We start from the raw sequence: 21,156 nt of genomic DNA, 5'->3' as shown, positions 1-21,156 counted from the left end.
CCCCCGGCAACGTCTGCCGGGGGCCAATGGTCGCGGGGTCGCCTGCCTGCGCTGCTAACTGCCGACCGCGCCGTCTATGACGTCGCCGAACATCTCCCAGCGCTCGCCGTTGAACTTCATCATCTGCATCTGCTCGATCGGGAAGAAGTCCGTCTCGGAAGTGTTGATGACGATGCCGGGCAGCAGCATGCCGAGCTCGACGTCCTTCAGGTTCGCCGCCTGCCTCATGATGTTCTCGCGGGTCAGCTCGTCGCCGGCCTGTTCGAGGACCTTCATCAGGGTCTGGGCGACGGTGTAGCCGTAGACCGTGAAGCTCGAGGTCTTGTCGCCGTCGGGATAGTACTCGTCCATGAAGGCCTCCCACTCCTTGTAGGCGGCATCGTCGGCCCACTGCGGGTCGGTCGGATCCTTGGTGTAGGCGGTCGACAGGACCCCGGTGGAATTGTCCAGGCCGGCGGGCTTGAGGACGCTGCCGACGGACTGCGAGACGTTGTTGACGATCTGCACCGGATGCCAGTCGAGTTCCGCCACCTTCTTGATCGCCTGGGCGGCGAACTTGGGCGTGGCGATGTTGACGAACAGGTCGGCGCCGGAGGACTTCAGGTTGATGATCTGGGAATCGACCGTCGGGTCGGAGGTCTCGTACGGCGCCTCGGCGATGATCATGCCGCCCTTGTCGCCGAGCCCGTCCTTCAGCCCCTCGAGCACGTCCTTGCCGTAGTCGTCGTTCTGGTAGAGCACGGCGACCTTGGCGTCGGGATGGTTCTCCAGGATGTACTGGGCGTAGATGCGGCCCTCGCTCTGGTAGTTCGGCTGCCAGCCCATGGTCCAGGGGAAGTTCTCCGGATCGCCCCACTTGGTGGCGCCGGTGGCGACGAACAGCTGCGGCACCTTCTTGGCGTTCATGTACTTCTGGATGGCAGTGTTCGACGGTGTGCCGAGGCTCTGGAAGATCAACAGCACCTCGTCGCTCTCCACCAGCTTGCGCGCCTGCTCGACGGCCTTCGGGGGGCTGTAGCCGTCGTCATAGGAGATGAACTCGATGGTGCGGCCGTTGACGCCGCCTTCCTTGTTCACCTTGTCGAAATAGGCGCCGATGGTCTTGCCGATCTGGCCGTAGGCCGAGGCCGGTCCGCTGTAGGGGTTGATGTTGCCGATCTTGATGGACGTGTCGGTGGCGCCGGGATCGTAGGTCTGGGCGCCGGCCGCCGAGGCGGCCAGGGCGAGGCCGGCGGCAAATCCGGCCAGGGCTGCATGTTTGCCTATCGTCATTCTTTCCTCCCCAGTTGAGGCGCCTCAGCGGCGCCATGCTGCAACCTTCAGCGCGGCCAGGCGGACGAGCCCGGCCGCGCCGCTCGGCATCAGGTAGATCACCAGGATCAGGATGACGCCGTAGACAGCGCCTGCGAGGCCCTTGGAGACCTCCTCGGCGATGTTGGGCACGAAGACCAGGAACAGGCCTCCGAAGATCGCGCCGGGGATCGATCCGACGCCGCCGATCACCAGGCCGACGAACAGCCCGATGGCCAGCACGAAGGTGAAACTGTCGGGCGCCACGAACTGGACCACGACGGCGCTTAGCGAGCCGGCGATGCCGGCGTAGAGGGCACTGACGCCGAACGCCGTCGTCTTGTAGAGGGAGATGTTGATGCCCATCGCCCGCGCCGCGATCGGGTTGTCGCGGATCGCCTTCATCGCGCGTCCGCTGCGGCTGTTGATCAGGTTCACCGCCGCGACGGCGAGCGCCAGCCCGATCCCGAGCGTCACGAAATACATCCACTGGTCGGCGTTCAGCGGCAGGCCGAACGGCGCCTCCGGCTTCAGGATCACCATCCCCTGGACCCCGCCGGTCCAGGGCGCCAGCGGGGTGGACTTGAGGATCTGCGGGGTCGCCACCGCCAGCGCGAAGGTCGCGAGCGCCAGGTAGATGCTCTCCAGCCGCAGCGCCGGGAAGCCGAACAGGAACCCGAACGCGAAACAGACCATGCCGGCGGCCGGGACCGTCCAGTAGAACGGCACCCCCGCGAACTCCATCAGGATCGCGGTAGTATAGGCGCCGATCGCCACGAAGGTCGAATGGCCGAGCGAGAACTGGCCGTTGAACCCGGTCAGCAGGTTCAGCCCGAGGATTGCGATCGCGTAGATCATCACCGTGGTGAGCTGGAAGATCATGAAGTTCTTCACCACGAAGGGCAGCGCGACGGCGATCAGCAGGCCGAGGACGAGCGCCGCCCTGTTCCACGCCGCCGGAATGCCCAGGTCGGCGTTCGAAGTCTCGGCCCGGTCCGGAGGGGCCGCTTTCGCGGGAGTTTCCGAAGCGACGCTGCGATCCATCGCTCAGACCCTCGTTACCAGCCGCGTGCCGAACAGGCCGGTCGGCTTGAACATCAGCACGACGACGATGAGCGCCAGCGCGATGGTCAGCTTCAGCTCCTGCCCGACATAGGGGATGAAGGTGCCGGCCAGGTTCTCGATCACGCCCACCGTGAAGCCGCCTACCACCGCGCCACCCGGGCTGGTCAGGCCGCCGACCACGGCGCCTGCGAAGCCGTAGAGCAGGATCGACAGCATCATGTTGGGCTCCAGGAACACCACCGGGGCGATCAGCATGCCGGCGACCGCGCCGATCGCAGCCGCCATTCCCCAGCCGAGCGCGATCATCCAGCCGACCCGCACGCCGACCAGCCGCGCCGACTCCGGGTTGACTGCGGCGGCCCGCATCGCGAGCCCGATCCGGGTGTGCCGGAAGAACAGGAACAGCAGCACCAGGACCACCAGCGTCACGCCGATCATGCCGGCATGGTGGGCGCTGATCAGCCCGTCCCCGAGCAGCGACCTGGAGCCGAACGGGGTGGGAAAGGTCTTGATGGTGAATTCCCAGATGAACCCGGCGGCGCTGTTGAGGATCGCGAACAGGGCAATGAAGATCACGATGTGGGCCAGCACCGGGGCGCCGTGCAGCGGCTTGAAGACGGTGCGCTCGATGACGATGCCGGCGACGAAGGAGATCGCGATCGTCAGGAAGAAGGCGATCCAGTAGGGCAGGCCCCACTCGATCAGCTGCCAGGCGATGAAGGTCGAGAACATCGCCATCTCGCCCTGGGCGAGGTTCAGGTGGTGGATCGCCTGGTAGATCATCACGATCGCCAGCGCCATGCAGGCGTAGATGCCGCCCGTCGCGAGCCCGGCGAGAACCTGATGGAGAAAGAGTTCCATTCCTTGCCCCTCAGTAGCCCAGGTACGCCCGACGGACGTTCTCGTCGCTGCCGATCTGTTGCGCGGGTCCCGACATGATCAGCTTGCCCGTCTCCATGAGATACGCTTCGTCGGCGAGGTCGAGCGCCATCGAGGCGTTCTGTTCGACGACCAGCATCGACAGGCCCTGTTCGTCCTTCAGGCGGCGCAGGATGGCGAACAGTTCCTCGACGATCAGCGGCGCCAGGCCGAAGGAGGGTTCGTCGAGCAGCATCAGCCGGGGCCGCAGCATCAGCGCCCGGCTGATCGCCAGCATCTGCTGCTCGCCGCCGGACAGCGTGCCGGCCTGCTGGCGGCGGCGCTCGGCGAGGCGGGGGAAGTAGTCGTAGATGCGGTCGATGTCCTCTGCGATCCCGCCGGTATCGCGCCGCGTCATGGCGCCCAGCTGCAGGTTCTCCTCAACCGTCATGGCGGTGAAGGTGCCGCGTCCCTCGGGCACGTGGGCGACGCCGAGGCGGACGATGTCCTCCGTCGCCTTGCCGCGGATCGGCGTGTCGGCGAGCAGGATGTCGCCCGACGTCTGGATCATGCCGCTGAGCGCGCGCAGCGTCGTCGTCTTGCCGGCGCCGTTGGCGCCGAGGAGCGTCGTGACGCCGCCGGCGGCGACCTCGAAGTCGAGCCCGAACAGTGCCTGGATGCGGCCATACCAGGCCTCCAGCCCGCGGACGCTGAGGATCGGTTCGCTCATCGCTTGCCGCTCCCCAGGTAGGCCCTGATCACCTCGGGGTCGTTCTGCACCTGGGCCGGCGTGCCCTCGGCGATCTTGCGGCCGAAGTCGAGCGCGACGACGGTGTCGGAGATCGCCATGACGAGGCCCATGTGATGCTCCACCAGCAGCACGGTGACGCCGCGGTCGTCGCGGATCGCGCGGATCAGGTCGCCGAGTTCGTCGACCTCGCTGTGGGTGAGGCCGCCGGCGGGTTCGTCAAGCAGCAGCAGCTTCGGCCGGCCGGCGAGCGCGCGGGCCAGTTCGACGCGCTTCTGGGTGCCCGTCGGCAGGTCGGCGACGATGCGGTGGGCGATGTGTGTGAGGTCCAGATAGTCCAGGATCTCGGCGATCTCCTCGGCCAGGTGCGGCCTGATCCCGCCGAATCCCAGGGCGTCGGACACGAAATTGCTTCGTGTGCGCGGATGGCTGCCGACCAGGACGTTCTCGGCAACCGACATCGTCCGGAACAGCGCGAGGTTCTGGAAGGTGCGCGTGATGCCGATCTGCGCGATCTGGTGGGCGGAGAGCGCGAGGAGGTTCGTGCCGTGGTAACGGATCGCGCCTTCGCCGGGCGTGTAGAGCCGGCTGATGCAGTTGAACAGGGTGGTCTTGCCGGCGCCGTTTGGGCCGATCAGCCCCAGCACCGCGCCCGGCGCGATGTCGAACGAGATGCCGTCGAGCGCGACGATGCCGCCGAAGCGGATCGCCACGGCGTCGACCGACAGGAGCGCCGCGCCGCTGTCGGACAGGTCAGGCCGTGAACCGTCGGCCCGCGCGGCCTCCCCCACCTGTATTGACAACGTTTCCTCCCTGGTAATTCCGGGCCTCGTTCAAGTCTTCGCCCGGTTCGTTTTCCCCGCCATTCAGGATGGCGGACACTTTTCTGACGATCCCCTTCAGCCTCGGCCCGATGTCTTCCAGTAGTCTTTCGGGGCTGATGCTGAATGCCGGCGCGCCGCAATTGAAGGCGAACATACCCGTCCCGTCGGGCATGACGATCGGGACCGCCACGCCGTTGACGTCCGGCTGCCAGTCGCCGATCGACATCGTGAAGCCGCGCGCCTCGTAGCCGGCAATGGCGGTCTCGATTCCCTCCAGCATTTTCGGCCAGCCGGCGCCGGCCCGCTCGGCAAGGATGCGGTAGGTCGCATCGCGCTGTTCGTCGCTCATTACCGCGATCAGGGCACGGCCCGCGGCCGTCGTGGCGATCGGGATGCGCGACCCGACGTCGAGGCGCACGGTCAGAACCGACCGGCTGAAGCAGTGCTCGACATAGATCACTCGGGTCCGGTCGGGTGCGCCCAGCGCCACCGACGCGTCGGCATGGTTGGCCAGGTCCTGCATGAACGGCCGCGCGACCTGCCGGATGCCCAGGTGGGCGAGCGCGGTATAACCGAGGGCCAGCACTCCGGGCGCCAGCCTGTACTTGCTGAAGCGGGGCACGTGGGTCAGGTAGCCCAGCCTCGTCAGCGTATAGGTCAGCCGCGACACGGTCGGCTTCGGCAGCCCGGTCCGCTCGGCGATCTCGTTGTTTCCCAGCATCCCCTCGGCGGACCGGAAGGCGCGCAGGACGTCGAGGCCGCGCGCCAGGGCGACGACGAACTTGCGGTCCTGCTGCGTCGGCTCTTTTTGCGGCACCGGTGGCATCGTCTCAATCCTGCGTTGACAACCAGACCAGCAATTTTTAGCGTCCACGTCAATTTGCAAAACGGAATTTCGCACTGCGGAATTCAAGTTCGGTGAGGGGACGCGCGATTTGATGCAGGCCGGGCGGTTCGGCCCTTTGCCGAAGGGTTCGCAGCGCCTATAGGTATCGCCCGAACCATGGCTTTGGTCCCGGCCCCGCCGCTATCGCGGTTGGCCTGCCTTCCAGATCAGCGAACACCGAAGGGAGTATGGAATGAGTGACGTCGTATCTGTGCGCAAGGACGGCGAAGTGGCTGTCGTGACGATCGACAATCCGCCGGTCAACGCGCTTGGTCACGCCGTGCGATCCGGCGTCTATGAGGCGATGGCCGGCCTGCGCGACGATGCGGACGTCAAGGCGGTGGTGCTGGCCTGTGCCGGACGAACCTTCTCGGCGGGCGCCGACATCACCGAGTTCGGCAAGCCGCCCCAGCCTCCCGCGCTGTTCGAACTGATCAACGCGGTCGAGGACATGCCGAAGCCGGTGGTCGCCGCGATGCACGGCACGGCGCTCGGCGGCGGCTTCGAGCTGGCGCTCGGCTGTCACTACCGCGTGGCCGACTCTAAGGCGCGGGTCGGCCTTCCCGAGGTCAAGCTCGGCCTGCTGCCCGGTGCCGGCGGCACGCAGCGGCTGCCGCGCCTGATCGGGCCGGAGGAGGCGCTCAAGATCATCGTCAGCGGAGACTTCGTCGGCGCCGACAAGGCCCTGAAGCTCGGCATCGTCGACGAGGTGACCGACGGCGACGTCAACGAGGCCGCCCTGGAGCTCGCCCGCAGGCTCGCGGCCGACGGCACCGGGCCGGTGCGGCTCAGCGACCGCGACGACAAGTTGCAGGCGGTCAAGGCGGACGATACGGCCTTCAACGAGACGGCCGGAAAGCTGACCGCCAGGGCGCGCGGCCTCGAAGCGCCGCATGCCTGCGTCGAAGCGGTGCGCTGGTCGTTCGAGCTGCCCTTCGAGGAGGGCCTGACGAAGGAGCGCGAGAAGTTCATGGAACTGGTCGCCGGCGACCAGTCGAAGGCCCAGCGCCACATCTTCTTCGCCGAGCGCGAGGCCTCCAAGGTGTCCGACATGCCGAAGGGCACGACGCCGAGGGAGGTGAAGACGGTCGGCGTCATCGGCGCCGGCACCATGGGCGGCGGCATCTCGATGAACTTCGCCAATGTCGGCATCCCGGTCACCATCGTCGAGACCTCGCAGGAGGCGCTCGACCGCGGCTTTGCGACGATCGAGAAGAACTATCGCATCTCGGTCAGCCGCGGCCGCATGTCGGAGGAGGAGCTCAAGGTCCGCATGAGCCGGCTGACCGGCACCACGGACATGTCCGATCTCGCCGATGCCGACTTCATCATCGAGGCGGTGTTCGAGGAAATGGACATCAAGAAGGACATCTTCGGAAAGCTCGATGCGATCGCCAAGCCCGGGGCGGTGCTGGCCTCCAACACCTCCTATCTCGATATCGACGAGATCGCCGCGGCGACGAACCGGCCGGGATCGGTGCTGGGCACGCATTTCTTCAGCCCGGCCAACGTGATGCGGCTGATGGAGATCGTCCGCGGCGAAAAGACCGACTTCGACGTGCTGGCGACGGCCATCGACCTCGGCCGAAAGATCAGGAAGGTGCCGGTCGTGGTCGGCGTCTGCTTCGGCTTCGTCGGCAACCGGATGCTCAAGGCCCGCCAGCTGCAGACCGAGCAGCTTCTGCTCGAAGGCGCCACCCCGCAGCAGGTCGACAAGGCGATCACCGACTTCGGCTTTCCGATGGGTCCGTTCGCGATGGGCGATCTCGCCGGCCTCGACATCGGCTGGCGGATCCGCAAGCACGTCGGCGCCGATGCCGAGGGCGGCCGCGCGGAGATCGCCGACGCGCTGTGCGAGATGGGTCGCTTCGGGCAGAAGACCGGTCGCGGCTTCTACATCTACGAGAAGGGCGCACGCGGCGGCACTCCGGATCCGGAGGTCGAGGCGCTGATCGTCGAGACCGCGAAGCGCTTCGGCATCGAGCGCCGCGAGATCGGCTCCGAGGAGATCGTCGAGCGGCTGATCTACCCGATGATCAGCGAAGGCGCGAAGATCCTGGAGGAGGGCATCGCCCAGCGCTCCGGCGACATCGATGTCGTCTGGATCTACGGCTACGGGTTCCCGATCTGGCGGGGCGGTCCGATGTTCTATGCCGACCAGGTCGGCCTCGCCCACATCCGCGATCGCCTCGACTTCTATGCGGAGCAGACGGGCAACGACGCCCTGAGGCCGGCCCCGCTGCTGCAGAAGCTCGCCGACGAGGGAGCGGGTTTTGCGTCCCTGGCGGGAAAGAAAGTACGCGCCGCATGACCGGGCGTCCCTTTGCCTGGGAGAAATCCTATCCGCCGGGCATCAGCTGGGACGCACCCGTTCAAACCTCCTCCATCCCTGAACTTTTCGACAGGGCCGTCGCGGACTACGGCCCTCGTCGCGCCACCGAGTATCGCGGCGTCCCGCTCACCTATGGTGATTACGGCCGGCTCGTCGACGAGGCGGCCGCCTCACTGCTGCGCGACGGGATCGGCCGCGATACGACCCTGGCCGTCTACCTGCCCAACACGCCATGGCATCCGGTCGCGTTCTTCGGAGGTCTGAAGACCGGTGCGCGACTTGTCATGCTGAGTCCGCTCGACGCCGAACGCGAGCTTGCCTGGAAACTGCGCGACAGCGGCGCCCGGACCCTGATCACCACCGATCTCGGCGAATTGCTGCCGATGGCGTGCCGGCTCCTTGCCGACGGCCATCTCGACAAGGTGATCGTCGGCGGGGATACCGCCTGGGGCGCTCCGCCGGTCCCTCTCGCGCCGATCCCGGACGATCCGGCGATCGTGCGCTGGTCGGACTATGTGCTCGGTGCCGAGCCACCGTCCGCGTGGCCCCGCATCGATCCCGACGACATCGCGCTGCTGCAATACACGGGCGGCACCACCGGCCGCCCCAAGGGCGCGATCCTGACCCACGCCAACCTGACCGCCGCCACGTCGATCTACGAGACCTGGTTCGAGGCGCAGAAGCTGTCGAAGCCGGGCGAGGACCGCGTCGTCTGCGTGCTGCCGCTGTTTCACATCTACGCGCTGACGACGATCCTGCTGCGCCAGTTCAGGGCCGGCAACGAGATCCTGCTGCGGCCGCGCTTCGACGTCGACACCAGCATCCGCGACATCGAGGAGAGGCGCGCGACGGTCTTTCTCGGCGTCCCGACGATGTGGATCGCGATCGCCAACGCGCCCGGCATCGAGGACCGCGACCTGTCCTCGCTGCGCTACTGCGGCTCCGGCGGGGCGCCGCTGCCGGTGGAAAGCGCAAGGCGGTTCAGGCGCCTGACCGGACTGAAGCTGCTCGGCGGCTGGGGCATGACCGAAACGTCTCCCGCCGGCACCAACCTGCCGGCGGACGGACCGGACAAGCCGGGCTCGATCGGCGTGCCGATGCCGGGCATCGAGGTGGACGTCGTCGCCCTGGACGATTCCACGCGCGTGCTTCCTGCCGGGGAGACCGGCGAGTTGCGGATCAGGGGGCCGAACGTCACCCGCGGCTACTGGAACAGGCCGGAGGAGACGGCGGCGGCGTTCGTCGACGGCCGTTTCCTGACTGGCGACATCGGCTACATGGACGACGACGGCTTTTTCTTCATCGTCGACCGCAAGAAGGACATGATCCTGTCCGGCGGCTTCAACGTCTATCCGCAGGTGATCGAGCAGGCGATCTACGAGCATCCAGCCGTCGCCGAAGTGCTGGTGATCGGCGTTGCCGATGACTACCGCGGCGAATCCGCCAAGGCGTTCGTGACGTTGCGTCCCGGATCGGCGTCCTTCACGCTCGCCGAATTGCAGGATTTTCTGGCCGACAGGATCGGCCGGCACGAGATGCCGAGAGAGCTGGAATTCCGCGACGCGCTGCCCCGCACCGCGGTCGGCAAGCTTTCGAAGATTGCACTTCGCGACGAAGAACGCCAAAAACGCCGGGTTGCGACCCATACGGCCGGATGACGCCGGCCTTCCATTCCCACCAGGAGACGAGTTCGAATGACTGACGCCGTGATCGTATCGACTGCCAGGACGCCCATCGGAAAGGCTTATCGCGGCGCGCTGAACAACACCGACGGTCCGACCCTCGGCGGCCATGCCATCGCCGCCGCGGTCGAGCGCTCCGGGGTTGATCCCGCCGAGATCGAGGACGTGGTGATGGGCTGCGCCATGCCCGAGGGCACCACCGGCGGCAACGTCGCCCGCCGCGCCCTGCTGCGCGCCGGCCTGCCGGTGACGACGGCCGGGTCGACGATCGACAGGCAGTGCTCGTCGGGGCTCCAGTCGATCGCGGTCATCGCCCGCTCGATCATCCACGACGGCATGAAGGTCGGCGTCGGCGGCGGGCTGGAGTCGATCAGCCTCGTCCAGAACGAGCACCGCAACACCTTCCATCAGTTCGATCAGGCGCTGCTCGACATGAAGCCGGAAGTCTACCTGCCGATGATCGACACTGCGGAGGTGGTCGCCGAGCGCTACGGGATCTCCCGCGAGCGGCAGGACGCCTACGGGCTCGAGAGCCAGAAGCGCACCGGCGCTGCGATGCAGGGCGGACGGTTCGCCGACGAGATCGCGCCGATCTCGACGACGATGGCCGTCGTCGACAAGGAGACCAAGGAGGTTTCCTACAATGAGACGGTGCTCGACCGGGACGAGGGTCCCCGGCCGGAGTCGACCGCCGAGGGCCTTGCCGGCCTCAAGCCGGTGCGCGGCGATGACAAGACGATCACCGCCGGCAACGCCAGCCAGCTCTCCGACGGGGCTTCGGCCTGCGTCATCATGGATTCGAAGCTGGCCGAGCAGCGCGGACTGGAGCCGCTCGGCACCTTCCGCGGCTTCGTCACCGCCGGCTGCGAGCCCGACGAGATGGGCATCGGCCCGGTGTTCGCGGTGCCGCGTCTTCTCGAGCGGCACGGCCTGACCGTCGACGACATCGACCTGTGGGAGCTGAACGAGGCCTTCGCGGTCCAGGTCCTCTACTGCCGCGACCGTCTGGGCATCGACCCGGACAAGCTGAACGTCAACGGCGGCGCCATCGCGCTCGGCCATCCCTACGGCATGTCGGGGGCCAGACTCGCCGGCCATGCGCTGATCGAGGGTCGTCGGCGCGGCGCCAAACGCGTCGTCGTCACGATGTGCGTCGGCGGCGGCATGGGGGCTGCCGGGCTGTTCGAAGTCAACGGAGGCTGACGCCGTCGATGGATCTCAGGTTCACCGAGGAGGAGATCGCCTTCCGCGACGAGGTGCGGTCGTTCTTCCGCAAGGCGCTGCCCGAGGCCATCCGCGCCAAGATGGTCGACGGGCACCACCTGTCGAAGGACGACATCGTCGCCTGGCAGCGCATCCTCAACGAGAAGGGCTGGGCGGTGCCGCACTGGCCGGTCGAGTACGGCGGCACCGGCTGGGGGCCGATGCAGCAGTACATCTTCCAGGAGGAGATGCAGCGCACGCCGGCGCCGATGCCGTTGCCGTTCGGCGTGTCGATGGTCGGTCCGGTCATCTACACCTTCGGCAGCGATGCCCAGAAGCAGCGCTTCCTGCCGCGCATCGCCAATATCGACGACTGGTGGTGCCAGGGCTTCTCGGAGCCCGGAGCCGGCTCCGATCTCGCCTCGCTGCGGACCTCGGCCAGGCGCGACGGCGACCACTACGTCGTCAACGGCCAGAAGACCTGGACGACGCTCGCCCAGTATGCCGACTGGATCTTCTGCCTGGTGCGCACCGACCCGCATGCCGAAAAGCGCCAGCAGGGCATCTCGTTTCTGCTGATCGACATGGAGACGCCGGGCATCACGGTGCGGCCGATCCAGACCTTCGACGGCGGCCGCGAGGTCAACGAGGTGTTCTTCGACGACGTGCGGGTGCCCGCCGAAAACCTCGTCGGCGAGGAGAACAGGGGCTGGGACTACGCCAAGTTCCTGCTCGGCAACGAACGCGTCGGCATCGCCCGCGTCGGCGTCTCCAAGCAGCGGCTGCAGCGGATCCGCGAACTGGCCGGCCAGGTGACGCAGGATGACCGTCCGCTGATCGAATCCCCGAAGTTCCGCGAGAAGCTTGCCTCCGTCGAGATCGAGCTGAAGGCGCTGGAGATGACCCAGCTCCGCGTCGTCGCGGCCGACGCCAGGCGCGGCAATACGGGGCGGCCCGATCCGGCCTCGTCGATCCTCAAGATCAAGGGTTCGCAGATCCAGCAGGCGACGACGGAACTGCTGATGGACGTGGTCGGCCCCTTCGCGTTGCCATACGAGGAAGAGCCTGACGAGGGCTCGAACGAGCCGCCGATCGGTCCGGACTGGGCGGGACCTGCCGCACCGACCTACTTCAACTGGCGCAAGATCTCGATCTACGGCGGATCGAACGAGATCCAGAAGAACATCATCGCCAAGGCGATCCTGGGACTTTAGGGGACGGCATGGACTTCGATCTCAGCGACGAGCAGCGGCTGCTCAAGGACAGCGTCGAGCGGCTTCTGGCCGACCGGTACGATTTCGAGAGCCGCAACGGATGGCTCGGCGGCGAGCCGGGCTGGAGCCGGGACATGTGGGCCCGGTACGCCGAGCTCGGCCTGCTGGCGCTGCCCTTCGCGTCCGAGTACGGCGGTATCGACGGCGGCGCGGTCGAGACGATGATCGTGATGGAGGCCTTCGGCCGGGCGCTGGTTCTGGAGCCCTATTTTCCGACGGTGGTGCTGGCCGGCGGCCTGCTGCGCCATGCCGGCAGCAAGGACCAGAAGGCCGACCTGATTCCGCAGATCGCCGAGGGCGGGTTGCTGCTCGCCTTCGCCCAGGCGGAGAGCCAGTCGCGCTACGACCTCTTCGATGTCGCGACGACGGCCCGCAAGGACGGCGACGGCTGGATCGTCGACGGACACAAGACCGTGGTGCTGCACGGCGACAGCGCCGACCGGCTGATCGTCTCCGCCCGTACCGGCGGCGGTCGCCGCGACCGCGACGGCATCGGACTGTTCCTCGTAGATGCCGGCGCCGAGGGCGTCTCGCGGCGCGGCTACGCGACCCAGGACGGCCACCGGGCTGCCGACATCCTGTTCGAGAACGTCCGGGTCGGCCCGGAGGCGGTCGTCGGCAACCCGGAGGACGGACTGCCCGTCATCGAACGGGCGGTCGACGAGGCGATCGCCGCGCTGTGCGCCGAAGCCGTCGGAAATCTCGCCGTGATTCACGAGGAGACGGTCGAGTACCTGAAGGTGCGCAAGCAGTTCGGCGTGCCGATCGGCAGCTTCCAGGCCCTGCAGCATGCAGCCGTCGACATGTATGTCGACCTGGAGCAGGCCCGCTCCATGGCGATGTTCGCGACCATGATGGCCGGCGATCCTGACGCGGCCGCCCGCCGGCAGGCGGTGGCTGCGGCCAAGGTCCAGATCGGGCGCTCGGCGAAGAGCGTCGGCCAGAGCGGCATTCAGCTGCACGGCGGCGTCGGCATGACCATGGAATTCAAGGTCGGCCACTACTTCAAACGGGCGACGATGATCGACGCCACCTTCGGAAACGTCGACCACCATCTCGACGTGGTTGCGGGCGGCGACAGCCTGGTGGCGGCCTGAGCAGCCCGATGAACAACCCCTTCAGCCTCGCCGGGCAGGTCGCCATCGTCACGGGGTCCAGCAAGGGCATCGGCAGGTCGATCGCCGAGACGATGGCCTCGCTCGGCGCCCGGGTGGTGATTTCGAGCCGCAAGCGGGAGGCCTGCGAGACCGTCGCCGAGGGCATCCGTTCGCATGGCGGCGAGGCGATCGTCGTGCCCTGCAACGTCTCCCGCCGGGACGAGGTGCAGGCGCTGGTCGCACGCACCCGCGAGCACTGGGGCCGGATCGACGTCATGGTGTCGAACGCGGCGGTCAACCCGCACTACGGCCCGATGTCGTCGCTCACCGACGAGCAGTTCGACAAGATCATGGACTCAAACGTCAAGGCGAACGTCTGGTTCGCCAACCTCGTGCTGCCCGAGATGGCCGAGCGCGGCGGCGGATCGATGATCATTGTGTCGTCGATCGGCGGGCTGCGCGGCAGTCCGGTCATCGGCACCTACGGAATCTCCAAGGCCGCCGACTTCGCCCTCGCCCGGAACCTCGCGGTTGAGTGGGGCCCCAGGAACGTCCGCGTCAACTGCATCGCTCCGGGGCTGATCAGGACGGACTTCGCGCGCGCCCTGTGGGAGGACGCAGAGGGCCTGAAGCAGCGCACCGATGCGACGCCGCTGCGGCGGATCGGCCGGCCCGAGGAGATCGGTCCGGTCGCCGCCTTCCTGGCGTCGCCGGCTGCGAGCTTCATCACCGGACAGGTCATCGTGGCCGACGGCGGCGTGACCATCGCATGAGGCCGCGCGCGGCTGCCCGGAAGGCCCAATCCGACGCCTCCGTTGCACGGTCGGCATAGCCGTCATGACGCCTGCGGGTTGCGCGGCACACCCGCGGTGTTGTCCTATGCGCCTCCAGGGACCGAACGGTCCCGCGCGTGGGGGAGGCAGGCATGCCCGTAAGGGTTGATATCGCGAAGCGGGTGCACGATCACACCTGGAAGCTTGATCCGATCGTGCGCACGCTGCTCGATACGGACTTCTACAAGCTGCTGATGGGATCGATGATCCATCGGCTGCACGCGGACGTGAACGTCACCTTCTCGCTGGTGAACCGGACGGAGTCCGTCAGGCTTGCCGACGAGGTCGACGAGGGCGAGCTGCGCGCCCAGCTCGACCACGCCCGCACGCTTCGCTTCGGCAAGAACGAGCTGATCTGGCTCGCCGGCAACACGTTTTACGGCCGCACCCAGATCTTCGATCCGGACTACCTGGCCTGGCTCGCCGATTTCCAGCTTCCCGAATACGAGCTGACCCGCCACGACGGCCAGTACGAACTCCGCTTCGAGGGCCCGTGGCGCGAGACCAGCATGTGGGAGGTCCCGGCGCTCGCCATCATCACCGAGCTGCGCTCCCGTGCGGCGGTGCGCGGCATGAACCGCTTCGAGCTCGACGTGCTTTACGCGCGCGCCAAGTCGCGGCTCTGGGACAAGATCGAACGCCTCAGGGTGCTCGCCAAGGAAGGTCCGCTCAAGGTCGGCGACTTCGGCACCCGGCGCCGGCACTCCTATCTCTGGCAGCTCTGGTGCGTGGAGGCGCTGAAGGAGGGTCTCGGTGACAGCCTGACGGGAACCTCCAACGTCAAGATGGCGATGGAACTCGGCCTCGAGGCGATCGGCACCAACGCCCACGAGCTGCCGATGGTCTATGCCGCGTTGGCCGACAGCGACGACGAGCTCCGCGCCTCCCCCTATCAGGTGCTCGCCGACTGGGCGACGATGTACGACGGCAATCTGAAGGTCGTGCTGCCGGACTGCTTCGGCACCACCAACTTTCTCAGGAACGCGCCGTCGTGGGTGGCCGGCTGGAAGGGCGCGCGGCCGGATTCCAAGCCGCCGATCGAGGGGGCGGAGGAACTGATCTCCTATTGGAAGGCCTACGGCGAGGATCCGATGGAAAAGTCCATCATCCTGTCCGACGGCATGGACGTCGACACCATCGAGGCCTCGGTCCGCCACCTGCGCGGCAAGACCAACGTGCTGATCGGCTGGGGCACCAATCTCACCAACGACTTCCGCGGCTGCGCCCCGAGCGGCTTCGACGGCCAGCTCAAGGCGATCTCGCTCGTCTGCAAGGTGACCGAGGCCGACGGGCGTCCGGCGGTGAAGCTGTCGGACAACGTCACCAAGGCTTCCGGTCCGAACGACGAGGTCGCCCGCTATCGCCGGGTGTTCGGCGAGGAGGGCGTCGTCGACCTGCCGGTGGCGGTGTAGGCGCCTGCATTACCGACGGCAACGCGCTGCGCTGATCCGGCCGGCCTTGGAGGGGCTGCCGTCGTCCTTCTTTCTCCCGCCGAATTCGGCGATACTTCCGCGAAACGCCCGGGAGGATCACCGTCATGTGCCGTCTAGTCGCCTATTCCGGCGAGCCGATCTATCTCGAGACGCAGCTGTCCGATCCGCCCCGCTCGCTGATCCGGCAGTCGCGCGAGGCGCGCGAGTCGCATTGGACGGTCAATGGCGACGGCTGCGGCGTCGGCTGGTACGGGAACCGGGAGGCGCCGGGGCTGTACCGCTCGGTCCGTCCCGCCTGGGGCGATTCCAACCTGCTGTCGATCTGTCACCAGCTCCGTTCGCCGATGTTTGCCGGCCACATCCGGGCGGCGACCGCCGGCGAGGTGGCGACCGCGAACTGTCACCCGTTTGCGGTCGGCCGGCGCCTGTTCATGCACAACGGCTACATCGGCGGCTACACGCGGATCCGCCGCGCCATCGAGATGATGATTCCCGCCGACCTCTACCGCTATCGCAAGGGTGCGAGCGACAGTGAGGCGATCTTCCTGATTGCCATGGGCAGGGGGATGGAGACCGATCCGATCGCCGCGATGGCGCAAACGCTCAGCGATATCGTCGCGTTGAACGCCGATCTGGATCACAACGAGCCCCTCGAACTCGCCGCCGTCCACACCGACGGCGAAAGCCTGTGGGCGTTCCGGTGGGCTCGCCACCATATCGCCCCGACGCTTTATCACCGCGCCTTCGGCAGCGGCGTGGTGATCGCCTCGGAACCCTATGACGACCAGCATTCCGAGTGGCATGCCGTACCCGAGGACAGCGTCATCGTGGTGCGGCCGGACCGTTCGATGGAGATAAGCCCCTTCCTGCCGAGGCAGCGGCCGGCAAGGACCGCATCGCGGTAGCAGGACTACCGCGCCCGACCCGGACGAAAGACGACTTCGCCCGACAGCGTCTCGCCGGGACCGAGTGCCACCATTCCGGTGTCGTCGCGGGTCCGCGCGAGGTTGAAGGCGTCGATGCAGTGCGACACCGGCTCGGCGCAGAAGAAGGAGGCGCCGGGCGGGGTGAAGACGATCAGGAAGTCGAGCGGTCCGGATGCCTCCAGCGACAGGTGCCGTGCGTCACCGCGGTCCGAGCCGGGCCAGTCGATTGCGAGCCGCTTCCCCCACGCCGTGAAGCAGTTGTCGAGCGGTTGCTCGTCCGCGATCAGCGGCGCTCCCGCCGGCCAGACGGTGTCGGCTGGAACCAGGTCGGTCGGCATCACTTCGTCGTCCGACCGCCACAGGCCCCCGACCGATGCCGAAAGCCGGCCTCCGGGGTGCCGCGGGAAATAGGGGTGCAGCCCGATGCCGGCCGGCATCGGCGTGTCGTCGAGGTTCGTCACCGAGATCGCGATGGTCAGCGTCGCGGCGTCCAGTGCGAAGCGTTGCTCGGCCAGGTAGGTCCAGGGCCAGGCGTCGGCGGCATGCCGGTAGTGCAGGACGGCGGTGTGGCCGGTTCTCTCGGCGACCTGCCAGGCCGCCTGCCAGCCGTGCCCGTGAATGACGTGCGGGTGCGGCGCGTAGTTCAGGGGCAGCACGATTTCGCGATCGAGGAAGGTGAACCGTCCCTCCCGGATCCGGTTCGAGAACGGCACCAGCGGATAGCAGGCCATGCCGCGTGCATCCGCGGCGTCCGGCCGGGCCCGCCGCATCCAGTCGGTCGTGCCCGCCGGCGTCTGCGACCAGAAGCCGCCCAGCGACCCGCCGCAATCCGGCCGGATCTCCGCCCGCAGGTCGCCTGCGGCGAGTTGAACGGCTGCTCCCTCATCCATCCTGTTGCCTCACCGGACCGGCCGACGATGCGCGGGCGTGTTTCGCGGCGGCGCGTCAGCGCAGCTTCTGCAGAAGGTCCGGCGTCGGGTAGGAATCGGCCGGCATGCCCAGTTGCGCCTGCACCGCCTTCACCGCCGCCCGCGTGTTGGCGCCGATGATGCCGTCCACCTTGCCGACGTCGTAGCCACGGGCGACGAGCGCCTTCTGCAGTTCGATGATCTGGTTGCGGCTCAGCGCCGGCGCGCTGCCGCGGCTGACCTTCGGCGCTCCCGCCAGGCGGGTGGCGAGGTAGGCTGCGGTCGTCGCATAGACCAGCGACTGGTTCCACTGCAGGTAGACCTGGAAGTTCGGATAGGCAAGGAAGGCGGGACCGTTGCGGCCCATCGGCAGCAGCAGCGATGCCGGCAGCCCGTCGGCTGGCAGCGGCGAACCGTCGATGCGCGTAACCCCGATACGGGCCCATTCCGAGCGCGGATGCTGGATGGCGATGTCGGCCTGGTCCCACTGGATGCCGGCGGGGACCTTCACTTCTTCCAGCCACGGCTGGCCGGCGCGCCAGCCGTGCTTCTTGAGAAGCGCGGCGGATGAGGCGAGCGCGTCGGCCGAGCTCTTGATCAGGTTGCGTCGCCCGTCGCCGTCGAAGTCGACCGCCGTCTCCCAGTAGTCCTTCGGCAGGAACTGGGTCTGCCCGAGTTCGCCCGCCCAGGCGCCGCGCATCTCGGCGACGCTGAGGTCGCCCCGCTGGATGATCTTCAGGGCCGCCAGCAGCTGTTCGCGGAACAGCTGCGGCCGCCGGCAGTCATATGCCAGCGACGCCAGCGCGTTCAGCGTCGAGGTGTCGCCGGTGTTCGCGCCGAAATCCGTCTCCAGCGCCCAGAACGCCACCAGCACCGGCCCCGGCACGCCGAACTGCTGTTCGATCGAATCGAACATCGCCTTCTTGCCGGTGAGATGCTTGCGGCCGTTGTCGAGCCGGTACTGGTTGACCATGCGGTCGGAAAACTCGAGGAAGCTTTGCGAGAAGACGCCCTGGCCGCGGTCCTTGTTGACGATCGACTGGTCGAACCGGACGTTGCCCAGCGCCGACTGGATCGTCTGCTGCGAGATGCCCTGCGCCGCGGCCTCGGCCTTGACCCCTTCGAGCCACTGGGAAAAGCTCGCGCCGCCGTGGCAGGTCGCCGCATCGGCGCTGCCGACGGTTGCCATCGCCAGTCCGGCCACGGTCAGGCACAGGTGTGCTAGGCGGCGCATCGTTTCACTCCTCCAGAGTTCGGATCCCGAATCGCCGCCCACTGTGCTCACCGGCTCGGGCGGTTTCAAGACGCATCGAAGTGCTCGCACGGCAATTCCATTTCACCGGCTACCAATGTATAGGAAGGGGGCGGACCGATAATGGTTCCACGGATCGCCCGATTGCCTGGCTCTGCGGTATTGCCGGCAGTGCAATCGGCCGGCCTTATGGCGTTCGACGTCTGTGATTGCCGGTCGAACGCGGCGAAACCCCTATACTAGCGACTACGAGGGCAGAAATGAAGACATTGATTACGGGCGTGATGCTCGGATTTGCGCTGCTTGCCGCACCTCTCGCGGCTTCGGCCCAGAGCATGCACACGGCCATGTCCGACGACGGCAAGGACCTGAGGGTCTCGGAAAAGCGCGGCAATGGCCGTCTTTCCGAAAGCAACAAGGGCTCGACCGGCTACAGCGGCATCGCGGCTGCGCTCGAGCAGAGGCTTCCCACCTCCGAGATCGCGGCGATCCGGGCGCTGGAGCCGATCGGGCCGGAATCGATCATCGGCGCGGACACCCGCAAGCAGGTCAACAACACCAGGAAGTACCCCTATCGGGCGGTGACGCTGATCACGTTCGAAGAGGGCCGCTGCACCGGCTGGATGGTCAGCCCGCGGCTGGTGGTGACCGCCGGCCACTGCGTCTACGATCCCGGCGTCGGCTACTACTCCAAGTCCTCGTTCCGGGTCTATCCGGGCTACACCGGAACGACCGCGCCGTACGGCTCGTGCCGGGCGAAGCGGCTGTTCACGGTCGCCGGCTGGGCCAATTCCGGCCGCGACGACTACGACTACGGCGCCATCAAGCTGAAGTGCAAGGTCGGCAACAAGACCGGCTGGTTCGGCTATTTCTGGAAGAAGGGCAGCCTCAAGCGCCTGCCGACGAAGATCGCCGGCTATCCCGGCGACAAGCCGCTCACCCAGTGGTACAGCAGGGGCCGCGTCACCGTTTCCCAGCCGAGGCGGGTCTTCTACAAGAACGACACGACCGGCGGCATGAGCGGCTCGCCCGTTTACTACAACCGTTCGGACAACTGCAGCCCGTGCAGCATGGCGATCCACGCCTACGGCACCTATGGCAGCGCGCCGTTCAGCACCAACAACCACGGCACCCGCATCAACAGGTCCGTGTTCAACAACATCAGCAACTGGAAGTGACGGCCTGGTCTCCGGTCCGTCGGCAGGGGCGGCGCGCATGGCGCGCCGCCCTTCGCCGTCTGCGGGAGCCGGGGCCGTGCAAATCGGCGGCGGGCAGGGTTGCCGACATGCTACAGACGCGAAAATTCGTTCTTGCCGTATACACGACGTCTTCGGCAAGTCTTTGCGGAAATATGTTTCGAATAGTCTGATTTATACTTTTTATTCTTTTGATATTACTGATACGAACGTCGGAAAACCATGTTTTTGCTGGCGGGCGTATGCTTGACAGGCTGGCGCGGTCGCATAAATTCGGGCGACGTGCCGTCACGCCGACGGGGGTGCTGCGAATCAGCCGGTATTCGTTACGAATCCGCACGGCGGCGCATCGCGACAACACAACGAGGACGATCATGAAGCGTATTGGTTTTGGGGTGGTGCTCGGATCGGCACTTGCCGTCCTGGCGCCGGCGGCCTTTGCCGCCAGCGGGCACGCGCCCATGTCGAGCGACGGCAAGGGCCTGTCGGCCGTCGAGTCGGCGAGCGGCGGCAAGGTGTCGCGAAGCTTCTCCGGCCGTCCGGGAGCGCTGAAGGATTTCGGCGCGGAATTCGGCGGCGACGAGGAACTCGCGGTCCTGAAGGCCATCGAGCCGAGCCGCTCGATCGGCGCCCCGAACGAGGACCGGCCCCGGAACAGGCGCGTCGAGATCGTCAATACGGAGGAGTTTCCAGCCAGCGCCGTCGCTCTGGTGACCTTCGAGGGCGACGACAACATCGACGGCGCCGAGGCCACCCGCAAGCGCTGCACCGGCTGGTTCATCAACAAGGACACCGTGGTGACGGCGGGCTCCTGCGTCTACAGGCCGGGGGATGGCTGGCACGACTACCTGACCTACAAGATCTATCCGGGCCGCAACGGCAAGACCTCTCCGTACGGCCATTGCCGGGCGACGCGGCTCTACACCGTGACGTACTGGGCCCTGGAGGGACGCGACGACTACGACTACGGCGCGATCAAGCTGAACTGCAACATCGGCAACAAGACCGGCTGGTTCGGCTATTTCTGGAAGAGCGGTTCCCTGAAGGGCCGCAGGGCGATCATTACCGGCTACCCGAGCGACAAGAAGCTGACGATGTGGCAGAGCAAGGGCAACGTGACCGTGTCCCAGCCGCGCCGCGTCTTCTATCCGAACGAGACCGTCGGGATGACCGGGGCGCCCGTCTATTCCAAGCGCGGCAAGTGCGATCCCTGCGCCTACGCCGTAAACACCTACGAGCGCGACAAGGACAAGCGTGGTCCCTTCCGGCGCTACAATCACGGCACCCGGATCACCCAGGAGGTCTTCACCAACCTCAACCGCTGGAAGCGCGCACTGAAGTAGGCGGCC

Annotated in this window: 18 protein-coding genes; 10 read left to right on the top strand and 8 right to left on the bottom strand. The window is 67.0% G+C overall.

All coding sequences use genetic code 11. From position 1 onward, the window contains the following. Positions 1 to 54 precede the first annotated feature (54 nt). The 6 genes from V3328_RS12560 to V3328_RS12535 are packed head-to-tail and all read right to left on the bottom strand — an operon-like array spanning position 55 to position 5,686. Positions 55 to 1,272 (bottom strand): ABC transporter substrate-binding protein, encoded by a 1,218-nt coding sequence (locus tag V3328_RS12560; protein WP_340330001.1) that lies wholly within the window; start codon positions 1,270 to 1,272, stop codon positions 55 to 57. 24 nt (positions 1,273 to 1,296) lie between these two features. Beyond that, positions 1,297 to 2,334 carry a branched-chain amino acid ABC transporter permease gene (locus V3328_RS12555; protein ID WP_340330000.1) on the bottom strand — a complete coding sequence of 346 codons (1,038 nt, stop codon included), beginning with the start codon at positions 2,332 to 2,334 and terminating at the stop codon, positions 1,297 to 1,299. A 3-nt stretch (positions 2,335 to 2,337) separates the two neighbouring features. Continuing rightward, positions 2,338 to 3,216, bottom strand: coding sequence for a branched-chain amino acid ABC transporter permease (locus V3328_RS12550; protein WP_340329999.1), 879 nt, complete (start codon positions 3,214 to 3,216; stop codon positions 2,338 to 2,340). Positions 3,217 to 3,226: 10 nt separating this feature from the next. Then, positions 3,227 to 3,943: an ABC transporter ATP-binding protein gene (locus tag V3328_RS12545; RefSeq protein WP_340329998.1), complete on the bottom strand. Its 717-nt coding sequence runs from the start codon at positions 3,941 to 3,943 to the stop codon at positions 3,227 to 3,229. Further along, complete coding sequence (locus V3328_RS12540) at positions 3,940 to 4,758, bottom strand: ABC transporter ATP-binding protein (protein WP_378758977.1); 819 nt, start codon at positions 4,756 to 4,758, stop codon at positions 3,940 to 3,942. Before V3328_RS12540 ends, V3328_RS12545 begins: the two co-directional genes overlap by 4 nt. Beyond that, positions 4,715 to 5,686 carry an IclR family transcriptional regulator gene (locus V3328_RS12535; protein ID WP_340329997.1) on the bottom strand — a complete coding sequence of 324 codons (972 nt, stop codon included), beginning with the start codon at positions 5,684 to 5,686 and terminating at the stop codon, positions 4,715 to 4,717. Before V3328_RS12535 ends, V3328_RS12540 begins: the two co-directional genes overlap by 44 nt. A 178-nt stretch (positions 5,687 to 5,864) precedes the next feature. Here V3328_RS12535 and V3328_RS12530 point away from each other — a divergent pair, with 178 nt between their 5' ends. The 8 genes from V3328_RS12530 to V3328_RS12495 all read left to right on the top strand — a co-directional run bounded on the left by V3328_RS12530 (position 5,865) and on the right by V3328_RS12495 (position 16,430). After that, complete coding sequence (locus tag V3328_RS12530; protein ID WP_340329996.1) at positions 5,865 to 7,982, top strand: 3-hydroxyacyl-CoA dehydrogenase NAD-binding domain-containing protein; 2,118 nt, start codon at positions 5,865 to 5,867, stop codon at positions 7,980 to 7,982. Continuing rightward, entirely contained in the window at positions 7,979 to 9,661 is a 1,683-nt protein-coding gene (pimA, locus tag V3328_RS12525) for a dicarboxylate--CoA ligase PimA (protein ID WP_340329995.1), read from the top strand. The genes V3328_RS12530 and pimA overlap by 4 nt, the downstream gene beginning before the upstream one ends. 36 nt (positions 9,662 to 9,697) lie before the next feature. After that, a complete protein-coding gene (locus V3328_RS12520) occupies positions 9,698 to 10,888 on the top strand; it encodes an acetyl-CoA C-acyltransferase (protein WP_340329994.1) in 1,191 nt (396 codons plus the stop codon). Positions 10,889 to 10,896: 8 nt separating this feature from the next. Then, positions 10,897 to 12,102: a pimeloyl-CoA dehydrogenase large subunit gene (gene pimC / locus V3328_RS12515; protein ID WP_340329993.1), complete on the top strand. Its 1,206-nt coding sequence runs from the start codon at positions 10,897 to 10,899 to the stop codon at positions 12,100 to 12,102. Between the two features lie 8 nt (positions 12,103 to 12,110). Then, complete coding sequence (locus V3328_RS12510) at positions 12,111 to 13,259, top strand: acyl-CoA dehydrogenase family protein (protein WP_340329992.1); 1,149 nt, start codon at positions 12,111 to 12,113, stop codon at positions 13,257 to 13,259. Between the two features lie 8 nt (positions 13,260 to 13,267). After that, a complete protein-coding gene (locus V3328_RS12505) occupies positions 13,268 to 14,032 on the top strand; it encodes an SDR family NAD(P)-dependent oxidoreductase (protein WP_340329991.1) in 765 nt (254 codons plus the stop codon). A 152-nt stretch (positions 14,033 to 14,184) separates the two neighbouring features. Continuing rightward, the gene (locus V3328_RS12500; protein WP_340329990.1) at positions 14,185 to 15,504 is read left to right on the top strand and encodes a nicotinate phosphoribosyltransferase; all 1,320 of its coding nucleotides are present in this window, start codon (positions 14,185 to 14,187) and stop codon (positions 15,502 to 15,504) included. Between the two features lie 125 nt (positions 15,505 to 15,629). After that, entirely contained in the window at positions 15,630 to 16,430 is an 801-nt protein-coding gene (locus tag V3328_RS12495; protein ID WP_340329989.1) for a class II glutamine amidotransferase, read from the top strand. A 5-nt stretch (positions 16,431 to 16,435) separates the two neighbouring features. Here the strand turns inward: V3328_RS12495 and V3328_RS12490 are convergent, their stop codons facing one another. Together V3328_RS12490 and V3328_RS12485 are read right to left on the bottom strand one after the other, a co-directional pair. Next, positions 16,436 to 17,341, bottom strand: coding sequence for an aldose 1-epimerase (locus V3328_RS12490; RefSeq protein ID WP_340329988.1), 906 nt, complete (start codon positions 17,339 to 17,341; stop codon positions 16,436 to 16,438). A gap of 55 nt (positions 17,342 to 17,396) precedes the next feature. Further along, the gene (locus tag V3328_RS12485) at positions 17,397 to 18,593 is read right to left on the bottom strand and encodes a lytic murein transglycosylase (protein WP_340329987.1); all 1,197 of its coding nucleotides are present in this window, start codon (positions 18,591 to 18,593) and stop codon (positions 17,397 to 17,399) included. Positions 18,594 to 18,871: 278 nt separating this feature from the next. Here V3328_RS12485 and V3328_RS12480 point away from each other — a divergent pair, with 278 nt between their 5' ends. Both V3328_RS12480 and V3328_RS12475 read left to right on the top strand, forming a co-directional pair. Continuing rightward, entirely contained in the window at positions 18,872 to 19,789 is a 918-nt protein-coding gene (locus V3328_RS12480; protein ID WP_340329986.1) for a trypsin-like serine peptidase, read from the top strand. 392 nt (positions 19,790 to 20,181) lie between these two features. Further along, positions 20,182 to 21,150: a trypsin-like serine peptidase gene (locus V3328_RS12475; protein WP_340329985.1), complete on the top strand. Its 969-nt coding sequence runs from the start codon at positions 20,182 to 20,184 to the stop codon at positions 21,148 to 21,150. Positions 21,151 to 21,156 lie beyond the last annotated feature (6 nt).

The sequence above is a fragment of the Microbaculum marinum genome, from assembly GCF_037855135.1.
Lineage (GTDB): Bacteria > Pseudomonadota > Alphaproteobacteria > Rhizobiales > Tepidamorphaceae > Microbaculum > Microbaculum marinum.
This window is presented reverse-complemented; position numbering and strand designations above follow the sequence as displayed.

Bases quoted from the DNA above. Each gene is read 5' to 3' on its own strand.
- V3328_RS12490 (WP_340329988.1), bottom strand. From the start codon at position 17,341: ATGGATGAGGGAGCAGCCGTTCAACTCGCCGCAGGCGACCTGCGGGCG.
- V3328_RS12510 (WP_340329992.1), top strand. From the start codon at position 12,111: ATGGACTTCGATCTCAGCGACGAGCAGCGGCTGCTCAAGGACAGCGTC.
- V3328_RS12475 (WP_340329985.1), top strand. From the start codon at position 20,182: ATGAAGCGTATTGGTTTTGGGGTGGTGCTCGGATCGGCACTTGCCGTC.
- V3328_RS12530 (WP_340329996.1), top strand. From the start codon at position 5,865: ATGAGTGACGTCGTATCTGTGCGCAAGGACGGCGAAGTGGCTGTCGTG.
- pimA (WP_340329995.1), top strand. From the start codon at position 7,979: ATGACCGGGCGTCCCTTTGCCTGGGAGAAATCCTATCCGCCGGGCATC.
- V3328_RS12555 (WP_340330000.1), bottom strand. From the start codon at position 2,334: ATGGATCGCAGCGTCGCTTCGGAAACTCCCGCGAAAGCGGCCCCTCCG.
- V3328_RS12495 (WP_340329989.1), top strand. From the start codon at position 15,630: ATGTGCCGTCTAGTCGCCTATTCCGGCGAGCCGATCTATCTCGAGACG.
- V3328_RS12545 (WP_340329998.1), bottom strand. From the start codon at position 3,943: ATGAGCGAACCGATCCTCAGCGTCCGCGGGCTGGAGGCCTGGTATGGC.
- V3328_RS12550 (WP_340329999.1), bottom strand. From the start codon at position 3,216: ATGGAACTCTTTCTCCATCAGGTTCTCGCCGGGCTCGCGACGGGCGGC.
- V3328_RS12485 (WP_340329987.1), bottom strand. From the start codon at position 18,593: ATGCGCCGCCTAGCACACCTGTGCCTGACCGTGGCCGGACTGGCGATG.
- V3328_RS12480 (WP_340329986.1), top strand. From the start codon at position 18,872: ATGAAGACATTGATTACGGGCGTGATGCTCGGATTTGCGCTGCTTGCC.
- V3328_RS12520 (WP_340329994.1), top strand. From the start codon at position 9,698: ATGACTGACGCCGTGATCGTATCGACTGCCAGGACGCCCATCGGAAAG.
- V3328_RS12505 (WP_340329991.1), top strand. From the start codon at position 13,268: ATGAACAACCCCTTCAGCCTCGCCGGGCAGGTCGCCATCGTCACGGGG.
- V3328_RS12560 (WP_340330001.1), bottom strand. From the start codon at position 1,272: ATGACGATAGGCAAACATGCAGCCCTGGCCGGATTTGCCGCCGGCCTC.
- pimC (WP_340329993.1), top strand. From the start codon at position 10,897: ATGGATCTCAGGTTCACCGAGGAGGAGATCGCCTTCCGCGACGAGGTG.
- V3328_RS12500 (WP_340329990.1), top strand. From the start codon at position 14,185: ATGCCCGTAAGGGTTGATATCGCGAAGCGGGTGCACGATCACACCTGG.